This window comes from Streptomyces flavofungini, assembly GCF_041028215.1.
In the GTDB taxonomy this organism is placed as follows: domain Bacteria; phylum Actinomycetota; class Actinomycetes; order Streptomycetales; family Streptomycetaceae; genus Streptomyces; species Streptomyces flavofungini_B.
This window is the reverse complement of the sequence record NZ_JASKYR010000338.1, coordinates 1-8,595: the sequence shown is the minus strand read 5'-3', so window position 1 is coordinate 8,595 and position 8,595 is coordinate 1. Positions and strand designations below refer to the sequence as shown.

General features: G+C 73.0%; 10 protein-coding genes and 1 pseudogene. 4 read left to right on the top strand and 7 right to left on the bottom strand.

From position 1 onward, the window contains the following. From AB8Z36_RS42320 to AB8Z36_RS22635, 4 genes and pseudogenes are all read right to left on the bottom strand, one after another. Window positions 1-191, bottom strand: a pseudogene (locus AB8Z36_RS42320) (hypothetical protein); the annotation flags it as partial. Between the two features lie 74 nt (window positions 192-265). Then, window positions 266-1,390 (bottom strand): LCP family protein, encoded by a 1,125-nt coding sequence (locus tag AB8Z36_RS22645; RefSeq protein WP_369215191.1) that lies wholly within the window; start codon window positions 1,388-1,390, stop codon window positions 266-268. Between the two features lie 38 nt (window positions 1,391-1,428). Beyond that, on the bottom strand, window positions 1,429-1,950 hold the full coding sequence (locus AB8Z36_RS22640) for a transglycosylase SLT domain-containing protein (protein ID WP_369215190.1): 522 nt from the start codon (window positions 1,948-1,950) through the stop codon (window positions 1,429-1,431). A 366-nt stretch (window positions 1,951-2,316) separates the two neighbouring features. Next, entirely contained in the window at window positions 2,317-3,069 is a 753-nt protein-coding gene (locus tag AB8Z36_RS22635; protein WP_369215189.1) for a TioE family transcriptional regulator, read from the bottom strand. 69 nt (window positions 3,070-3,138) lie between these two features. Here AB8Z36_RS22635 and AB8Z36_RS22630 point away from each other — a divergent pair, with 69 nt between their 5' ends. Then, window positions 3,139-4,095, top strand: coding sequence for an erythromycin esterase family protein (locus tag AB8Z36_RS22630; protein ID WP_369215188.1), 957 nt, complete (start codon window positions 3,139-3,141; stop codon window positions 4,093-4,095). 35 nt (window positions 4,096-4,130) lie between these two features. Continuing rightward, a complete protein-coding gene (gene ku, locus AB8Z36_RS22625; RefSeq protein WP_369215187.1) occupies window positions 4,131-5,087 on the top strand; it encodes a non-homologous end joining protein Ku in 957 nt (318 codons plus the stop codon). A 50-nt stretch (window positions 5,088-5,137) separates the two neighbouring features. Here the strand turns inward: ku and AB8Z36_RS22620 are convergent, their stop codons facing one another. The 3 genes from AB8Z36_RS22620 to AB8Z36_RS22610 all read right to left on the bottom strand — a co-directional run bounded on the left by AB8Z36_RS22620 (window position 5,138) and on the right by AB8Z36_RS22610 (window position 6,938). Continuing rightward, window positions 5,138-5,470 (bottom strand): DUF6233 domain-containing protein, encoded by a 333-nt coding sequence (locus AB8Z36_RS22620; RefSeq protein ID WP_369215186.1) that lies wholly within the window; start codon window positions 5,468-5,470, stop codon window positions 5,138-5,140. Window positions 5,471-5,511: 41 nt separating this feature from the next. Then, a complete protein-coding gene (locus AB8Z36_RS22615; protein ID WP_369215185.1) occupies window positions 5,512-6,669 on the bottom strand; it encodes a carboxylate-amine ligase in 1,158 nt (385 codons plus the stop codon). A 77-nt stretch (window positions 6,670-6,746) separates the two neighbouring features. Continuing rightward, on the bottom strand, window positions 6,747-6,938 hold the full coding sequence (locus AB8Z36_RS22610) for a hypothetical protein (protein ID WP_369215184.1): 192 nt from the start codon (window positions 6,936-6,938) through the stop codon (window positions 6,747-6,749). A gap of 283 nt (window positions 6,939-7,221) precedes the next feature. Here AB8Z36_RS22610 and AB8Z36_RS22605 point away from each other — a divergent pair, with 283 nt between their 5' ends. Then, window positions 7,222-7,788, top strand: a complete 567-nt coding sequence (locus tag AB8Z36_RS22605) for a DUF2243 domain-containing protein (protein WP_369215183.1) — start codon at window positions 7,222-7,224, stop codon at window positions 7,786-7,788. Further along, on the top strand, window positions 7,785-8,595 hold an 811-nt coding region (locus AB8Z36_RS22600; RefSeq protein WP_369215182.1), incomplete at its 3' end, for a cytochrome c oxidase assembly protein. The genes AB8Z36_RS22605 and AB8Z36_RS22600, both read left to right, overlap by 4 nt.

Genomic DNA, 8,595 nt, shown 5'->3' with positions numbered 1-8,595 from the left:
ATACGGTTCCACCGCATGCGCGGATGCGCCTCGTAGGCGGGCCCGAGTGCCCGCGCCAGCTCCCGCTTCGCCGCGTCCGGCGGCGCCAGGGCGATGAACACCCGCACGGTCGCGCCGGGGCCGGGGGAGGCGGTCGGCCGGGTGTGGTCAGTGGGGTGGGGCTGATCGGTCACGGGAACTTCGTACCGCATCGGCCGCGCTCACCCGAATCCGGCCCTCGGCCCTCGGACCTCGGTGCCGGTGCCAGCCCGCAGGCGGGCCGGAGTCACGTTCCCGCCGACACCGGCGAGTCCATCGTGTCGCCCACCGAACCCCGCGTCGCCGAGTCCGGTATCGCGCGGTCCCGCCGCAGTGCCGTCCAGACCCGCTGCGAGGCCTTCTCCAGGGGCTTCACGCGGCCGGCGTCCCGGGCGTCGTAGGTGACCGGCATCGTCACCATGTCGGTGCGGCCGGGGCTGATGCCGCGCAGCTCCTTGGCCAGGCCGAGCAGCTTGTCGGCCGACGCCAGGCCGGAGTCGGCGCTGATGGTCCTGGTCGCGGTGTCCGCGAGGGTGTAGGACTTCGTGGGGTCGCTGAGCGGGTCGACCGTCTCGGCCCGGTGGATCAGTGCCTTGATGAACGCCTGCTGGAGCTGTATGCGGCCGAGGTCGCTGCCGTCCCCCACACCGTGCCGGGTGCGTACGAGCGCCAGGGCCTGCTTGCCCTTCAGCGTGTGCTTGCCCGGGGCAAGGGAGAGGCCGCTGCTGTGGTCGTCGATGGCCTTGCGGGTGGTGATGTCCACGCCGCCGAGCTCGTCGATGAGCTTCTCGAAGCCCTTGAAGTCGACCTCAAGGTAGTGGTCCATGCGCAGGCCCGACATCTTCTCGACCGTCTTCACGGTGCACGCGGGACCGCCCACCTGGTAGGACGAGTTGAACATGGCCTGCTGTGCGGCGGGCGCGGTGCCGCCGTGCGGCTGCGCGCACCGGGGCCGCGCGACCATCGTGTCGCGCGGGATGCTCACGACCGACGCCTTCTCATGGGTCCTGTCGACGTGCAGGACCATGGCCGTGTCGGCCCGCGCCCCGCTGACGCCGCGGCCGTACTGGCCGTGGGTGCCCGCCCGTGAGTCGGACCCCAGCAGGAGGATGTTCATCGATCCGTCCTTCTGCCGCGCGGGCCTGTCGTGCCCGAGGGCGGCGTCGACGTCCGTGCCCTGGATCTGGCCGTCGAGGTGGTGCCAGGCGTAGGCCACGCCTCCGCCACCGGCCAGGACGAGGCCCAGGGCGCCCCATGCGACATAGCGCAGGGCCTTCTTCCGCGGCTTGCGTCGTGAGCGGCGTACCCGTGCGGGCCCGTACGCGGGCACCGTGGGTTCGTGATGGTGCTCGGTTCCGCTCTCGTGCGGCATGCGCTGAATCCCTCGTCTTCCTCCGTGGAACGTCCGGATCAGTAGGCGGAGTCGACGTTGTCGATGGAGCCGTACTTGTCGGCGGCGTAGTTCGCGGCCGCGGTGATGTTGGCGACCGGGTCGGTCAGGCTGTTCTTGGTGCCGTCGACGTGGTAGGCGTCGAAGGTGGGCTGGATCACCTGGAGCAGGCCCTTGGACGGGGTGCCGTTCTGCGCGTTGACGTCCCAGCCGTTCTGGGCGTTCGGGTTGCCTGCGGACTCGCGCATGATGTTGCGGTGCAGACCCTCGTAGGAGCCGGGTATGCCCTTCTTCTTCATGATGTCGAGGGCCTCACGGATCCAGCCGTCGAGGTTGTCGGCGTGGCCCTTCTTGGCGGCCTTGGCGGCCTTGGTGACCTCGGCGGCCTTGGCCTGCGTCACGGACTCGGCCTTGGCCGGTGCGGCGTGCGCGGAGGCGGGGACCAGTGAGAGAGCCGCGGCCGCGGCGCCGGCCGTGGCGATGCCCGTGACGGAGAACTTGCGGAGGCGGGCGGTGCGGGTCGGCGTGACGGTGGTGGCCATACGAGTGCTGCTCCTCGGTGCGCTCTACGTGGAAGGGGGGCTCGGTGACCCGGGCGGATTCGCCCGGTCGTGATCCCGTCGCCCCGGAACTTCAGCAAGAGTTAGCGGCGCTCCGAGGGGTGCGCAAGGATGTGACGTACTACCCCGTTACGAAGAGCTTCTCCGTCGCGGGAGAGACGGTCGGCCCCCTGGACCGGCCCTTCGCCCGCCGGGGCTACTACCGTCCTTAGCATGTGACGTGGCCCCTATGGGTGGGGTCACAGCCGGAGCCCCGTTTTCGGGCTTTTCCGAGTGGGCAGCCGACGGCTCACGCGATGCGGCGCGCGCCCAGGAACGTGACGTGCGGTGGGTGTTCGCTGCTCCGCGTCACCGTGCGGACCCCCGCTCGCGCAGATACGCCTCCAGCTCCGCCGCACCGGTCAGCATGGCCCGCCCCCGCGCGAAGAGGCGGGCGCGCCAGTCGCCCAGCGTGGACTCCAGGGGTTCGAGGCCGCCCGCTGTCCGGACCCGGGAGATGAGCGGGGCGATCTGTTCCAGGAGGTACCCGCCGCGCCGGAGCTGATGGGTGAGGCGGGCGTCCCGCACGGCCGCGTCGTCGTACACGCGGTAGCCGGTCAGCGGATCGCGGCGCGGGCACACCAGACCCGCGCGCTCCCACTTCCGCAGCGTCGCGGGCTGGACGCCGAGTGCCTTCGCCAGCGGTCCGATGAACGTGCCCCGGGGGCGAGCGGGTCCGACGTCGGCCTCTGCGCCCTCGTCGGCCGTGCCGGAGGTGAGGTCGCGCAGGGCGCCCGCCACGGCCTGGAGGGTCCTGCGGTCGTCGAGGAGCTGGGCGTGGCTCTCGTCGATGAGCCGGAACGCCTCGTCGGCCGCTCCTTCGTTCACCGCCCGCATGACGGCCGCCGCCGTCCGGTGGCCGTGGCCCGGCACCAGGGCGAGGAACGCGTCGAGGGCGCGCGCGTGCAACGGGGTGTAGGTGCGGTAGCCGTGTTCGGTGCGGTCGGCGGCCGGGAGGATGCCCGCCTCCTCGTAATTCCTGACGGCCTGCGTGGACAGGCCGTGCCCGCGCGCCAGATCGACCGGCCTCAGCCGTCCGGAACTTTGAGAGTTTCTCGCCACACTGCCGACCATAGCCCGGATGTGGGGATGAGAGTCTCAACCGTTCGGTCAACGATATCGTTGAGAGGCATGGCCACCGACACCGCAGCCGTCCCGCAGGCCCCCGAAGCCGCCACCGTCATGCAGCTGCTCCCCTCCCCGCCGTGCCTGCTCACCCCTCGCGCGCCCACCCGGCCCGGCCGTCGCAACGAGCTCCTGCGGCGGCTCGTCGAGCGGGAGATCCGGCAGGCGCGCCCCCGCACCCTCGCGCTCGAAAGCGACTGCGTGGGCGGGACGATCGTCGACGACTACGTCACCTGGGGCACCGGCACCCTCGACGAGGCCGTGGAGCACGGGTTCGGTCACGGCTCCGGCGACTCCGGGGGCGACCGCGACCTCGTGCGCTGGATGCGCGCGCACAACGAGCACCGCCCGGCGGCCGAGCGGCTGCGCTTCGCGGGCATCGGCGACCCGCTGGAAGGCACCGGCACCGCGAGCCCCAGGTGGGCCCTCACCGCCCTCCACGCCCACCTCGCGGCCCGGGTGGGCCCGGACCTGCTGCCCTGTACGGCGGCACGGCTCGACCGGCTGCTCGGCTCCGAGGAACGGTGGACCGGACTTGCCGCCCCGACCGGCGGGGCACGGTCGTACGGGCGCTCGGCCGACGCCATGGAGCTGCGACTGCTCGCCGACGACCTGGAGGCGCTGCTCGACGCCCGGACGCCGCACCCGCCAGGGACGAGGGCGCGGGACGACCTGGACCGGGCTCGCCTGTACGCGCGCACCGCCACCGGGCTGCTGCGGTACCACTTCTGGGCGGCCGACACCTCGCGGGACCGCCCGGCGCGGCTGGCGGCCCTGCGGGACCGGATGACGGCCGCGCACCTCCTGGCCCTGGCCGGACGCGGCCCGGCACTCGTGTACGCCCACGACCGCCCCGTACCGCTGGGGGAGAGCACGGTGCGGCTGAGTGACCTGCCCCTGCGGTGGTGGGGCGCTACGGCGCTCGGGCGGCCTCGGGGTGCCCGACCGGTGGGCCTTGCCTAGCCTGGAGGCCTCGGGGCCGTCACGGAGGTACTCCTATGCCCCGCCCCGTCTGGTCCGGCGCGATCAGCTTCGGTCTGGTGACCATCCCGATCAAGGTGCTGCCCGCGACCGAGAAGCACGGCATCCGCTTCCACCAGTACCACCTGGCGGACATGGCGCGGGTGCGCACGAAGAAGGTCTGCGAGCTGGACGGGAAAGAAGTCACGAACGCCGAGATCGGCAAGGGCTTCGAGGTGGACAAGGACACCGTCGTCGAGATCACCGACGAGGAGCTCGACGACATGCCGCTGCCCACGGCCAGGGCGATCGAGATCACGGCGTTCGTGCCCTACGAGTCCATCGACCCGGTGCGGATCGGCGAGGGCTACTACCTCCAGGGCGACGGACAAGTGGCCGCCAAGCCGTACACCCTGCTGCGCCAGGCGCTGACCCGCAGCAGCAAGGCGGCGGTGGCGAAGTTCGCCTGGCACGGCAGGGAGCGGCTCGGGCTGCTCAGGGTGCGGGACGAGGTGATCGTCCTGCACGCCATGAAGTGGGACGACGAGGTGCGCAGCCCGGAGTCCCTGGCACCCAAGGAGGCCCAGCTCGACGAGGCCGAGATCGAAAGGGCCGTGCTCCTCATCGACTCCATGACCGCCGATGGCATCGAGGGGCAGGAGTGGGCCACCGACCGCTACACCGCCGCCCTGGAGGAGGTCATCGCGGCGAAGGCGGAGGGGAAGCAGCCGCCCGCGGTGGCGGAGAAGGAGGAGCCCGCGGGGAAGGTCGTGGACCTCATGGCCGCGCTCAAGCAGTCCGTGCAGCAGGCGCGGGCCTCGCGCGGCGAGGGCGACGAGGGCGGCGAGGGCGCCAGGGACGCGACCGTCCACGAGATGCCGACGAAGCGCGCCGCCAGGAAGCAGCCCGGGAAGAAGACGTCGGCCGCCAAGAAGTCGACGTCGAAGCGGACGGCCACGGCCAAGAAGACGACGGCGAAGAAGCGCGGCGCCTGACCGGACGGACGGCCACGTGCGCCCCCCCGGGGGGCCCCGCGCCCGGCGCGCTAGTCCACCACGCCGAGCCGCGCGTCCGGGCGGCAGTGCGGGCAGGGCTCCACCTGTTCGTACAGGGCCTGTCTGGCCTGTTCCCGGGTGACGCCGCGGCACCGTTTGCCCGTCATGTGGCAGCCGCCGACGTGTACGTAGACCGGCGGTGAGCGGCCGTCCAGGCCCTGTTCGAGGAGCCAGTCGGGGGCCGGTGGCCGGGCCTGCTCCCCGCGTGCCCGCTCGGCCTCACGCCGCTCCTCGTCGGCGATCCACCGCCGGGTGCGTGCCAGATCGCGCTGCTGGACACGCTCAAGGAACCGCAGCACCTCGATGCGGCGGACCTCGGTCATCGGACCGGGTCGGGGACGACAAGCACCATGCGACTAGTAGATCACGTGTTCGAATTGACGGGCCAGTCGCCCGCCGCCGCGACGATCAGGTGGTCGACCACCCGGTGCAGGCCGCCGCCGTGCCGTTGGGCGGCGCGCTGCCGCTCGGCGCCGTCGCCGCGGGACAGGAGCAGCGCGAACCCCCGGCGCACCAGATCGAGGTCGCCGTGGCGGGCCAGGACGGGAGCGATCCGGTCAAGGAGGCGCCGGGCGAGATCGGCGGCGGGCACCGGCCGTGCGGTCGACAGGTCGATGCCCTGCCCCGCGAGCCCGTCCCTGGCCGCCCGCCAGCAGGCCGCGCGCAGCAGCTCGGCAGCGGGCCGCGGCGCGCTCGTCCCGGCGGCGACGGCATCCCGCGCGTCGGCGGCGAGCGCCCTGACCACGGCCGCGAACAGCAGCGTGTCATCGACCGTCTGGGCGGCGTCGGCGACCCGGACCTCCAGCGTGGGGACGTGGTGGGAGGGCCTGATGTCCCAGTACAGGCCGCCCCGGTCCATGACGGCACCGCTGGCCGTCAGATCGCCGACGAGGTCCTCGAAGTGGGCCGGTGAGGCGAAGTAGGGCGGTGGACCCGCGGCGGGCCAGCGCGCCCACACCATGGTCCGCCAGCTCGCGTAACCGGTGCTGCGGCCCGCCCAGTAGGGCGAGTTGGCCGACAGGGAGATCAGGACCGGGAGCCAGGGCCGCAGATGGTTGCTGAGCAGCAGCGCCTGCGCCGGATCGGGTACGCCGATGTGCACATGGCAGGCGCACGCGCTCTGTTCGTCGTCCAGCGCGCGGAACCGCTCGACACTCCGCGCGTACCGGGCGCCCTCGGTGATGGGCGGCGGCAGTGGCGGCGCGAGGACGGGTGAGCCGCTGGAGATGATCCGCACCCCGTGCCGGAGCGCGCAGCGGGCCACGACGGTACGGAGATGACGGAGCTGCTCACCCAGGTCCGCGAGCACGGTGTGGGGGTCGCTGCGCACTTCGACCTGGAACCGGGTGAGTTCGGTCGTCACGCGCGGCCCGAGCAGGGCCGCCGCGTCGGCGACGACCTCGTGCGCCCGCGGGCTGACCTGCCGGGTGACCGGATCGACGAGGAGATACTCCTCCTCCACGCCCACGGTGAGCGGTGCGGACTCCGCCGCTCCGGTGCGGGCATCGGCTTCACTGGGCATGGTGTGCACGGTGTCACGGAACGTCACGCCGGGGCAGAGGGCCTCGCGGCCTTCTCCCCGGGCCGGTCCGCGCGGGGTCATCTCGCCTGGTCGGGGTGGGCCTCTGTCTTGATCGTCCAGTACTCGCCGGAGCAGTTCGACGGGAGGGGCGGGAAGCGGTGCCCCTTCACGTCGGTGCTCCAGTGGTGCTCCCCGCCGCAGACGCACTCGTAGATCCCGCTGTCGGGCACCACCTCACCCGGGTGCCATGTCGTCTTCTCCTGGCTCATGACTCCAGGTCTACGACGGCACCGGGCGCTCCGCGACCCGGCCGGAACGGGGGAGCGGAAACGGCGTCCGCACTCCGGGTGAAGCCGTCTCCGCGTCCGCCACCCGATCGGCGGTGCCCGCGGCCACACTCCGCAGGCGCTCGCCGGTCCCTTGCGGGCGCGGACCGGCGAGCCCGGCGAGGAGCGCGACGAGGGGCGGGCGCGTCGCTTCCGGTCCATGCTGAGGCGTGGAATCCGGTCGGCCCGTCGTCCGTACGGGCCAGGCCCGGACGAGGAGTGAGCGATGGCTACGACCACGGGGACGGCCCGCCCGGGGCCGCACGCGGACCCGGTGTCCCTCCAGCTGCCCGGCATCCTGCTCGGCGTGGGCCTCGGCGGCTTCGTCGACGGCATCCTGCTGCACCAGCTCCTGCGCTGGCACCACATGCTGACCAGCACCGACACCGACCGGATCGGCGTGAAGTACTACCCGGCCGACACCGTGCCCGGCCTGGAGATGAACACCGTCTGGGACGGGATCTTCCACGCCGTGTGCTGGCTAGCGGTCCTCCTTGGCCTCGCGTCGCTGTACGCGCGCGTGACGCGCGGCCGCCGCCGGGTGTGGGCCTCGGGCAAGCTGTGGGGCTGGACGCTGGTCGGCTGGGGGGTGTTCAACCTCGTCGAAGGCGTCCTCGACCACCACATCATGGGCATCCACCACGTCTACGCCGGGCCCCGGCAGATCTGGTGGGACCTCGGCTTCCTGCTGATCGGCGCTCTGTTCGTGGCGGCGGGCCTGACCCTCCAGAAGCGGGCCCGCGCCTTCGACTCCACGGCCGGGACCCCCGCCGCGGCGGCCGGACCGTCATGACCGCACACGGGCCGCACGGACACCACCAGCAGCACTCCGCGCTGCCCTGGGAGCCCGTACTCCTCGCGACCGCCCTCACGGTGGTGGCGGTCGGCTATGTGGTCCTCGCCGCCCGTGCGCGGCGCGCGAACCCCCAGGCGGGCTGGAGCCGCCGGCGCACCGTCCTCTTCCTGACCGGCACGGCGCTGCTCGCCCTCGCCCTGCTGCCTCCGCTGGCCACCGCCGCGCACGGCGACTTCCGCGCTCACGCGCTCCAGCATCTGCTGATCGGCATGTACGCCCCGCTCGCGCTGATGCTGGGCGCACCGGTCACGCTGCTGCTGCGGACCCTGCCGGTGGCGTACGGGCGGCGGCTCACCCGGGTGCTGCGCTGCCGCCCGGTCCATCTGCTCGGCCACCCGGTCACCGCGCTGCTGCTGACCGTGGGGGCGCTGCCGATGCTGTACCTCACCCCGCTGTACGAGGCCGCGGCGGGGGACGGGACGCCGCACCGCCTGCTGCACCTGCACTTCCTGCTGGCGGGCTGCCTGTTCGTCTGGGTGATCGCGGGTCCCGACCCGGCGCCCGCACGGCCCACGGTCCCGGCACGGCTCGTGGTGCTCGGCGTGGCCATCGCGGCGCACGCGCTCCTCTCCCAGGCGATGTACGCCGGGCTCCTCACCGGCATCCACGCCCCCATGGCGCAGGTCCGGGCGGGCGCGGAGGCCATGTACTACGGCGGCGACATCGCCGAACTCCTGCTGGCCGTGGCGCTGGTGGCCACCTGGCGCCCGGCCCGCCACCGCCCCGAGCCGCGCTCGCCCGACC

Coding starts and splice junctions, on each gene's coding strand:
- AB8Z36_RS22610 (WP_369215184.1), bottom strand. CDS start 6,938: ATGAGCCAGGAGAAGACGACATGGCACCCGGGTGAGGTGGTGCCCGAC.
- ku (WP_369215187.1), top strand. CDS start 4,131: ATGCCCCGCCCCGTCTGGTCCGGCGCGATCAGCTTCGGTCTGGTGACC.
- AB8Z36_RS22630 (WP_369215188.1), top strand. CDS start 3,139: ATGGCCACCGACACCGCAGCCGTCCCGCAGGCCCCCGAAGCCGCCACC.
- AB8Z36_RS22645 (WP_369215191.1), bottom strand. CDS start 1,390: ATGCCGCACGAGAGCGGAACCGAGCACCATCACGAACCCACGGTGCCC.
- AB8Z36_RS22615 (WP_369215185.1), bottom strand. CDS start 6,669: ATGCCCAGTGAAGCCGATGCCCGCACCGGAGCGGCGGAGTCCGCACCG.
- AB8Z36_RS22640 (WP_369215190.1), bottom strand. CDS start 1,950: ATGGCCACCACCGTCACGCCGACCCGCACCGCCCGCCTCCGCAAGTTC.
- AB8Z36_RS22620 (WP_369215186.1), bottom strand. CDS start 5,470: ATGACCGAGGTCCGCCGCATCGAGGTGCTGCGGTTCCTTGAGCGTGTC.
- AB8Z36_RS22605 (WP_369215183.1), top strand. CDS start 7,222: ATGGCTACGACCACGGGGACGGCCCGCCCGGGGCCGCACGCGGACCCG.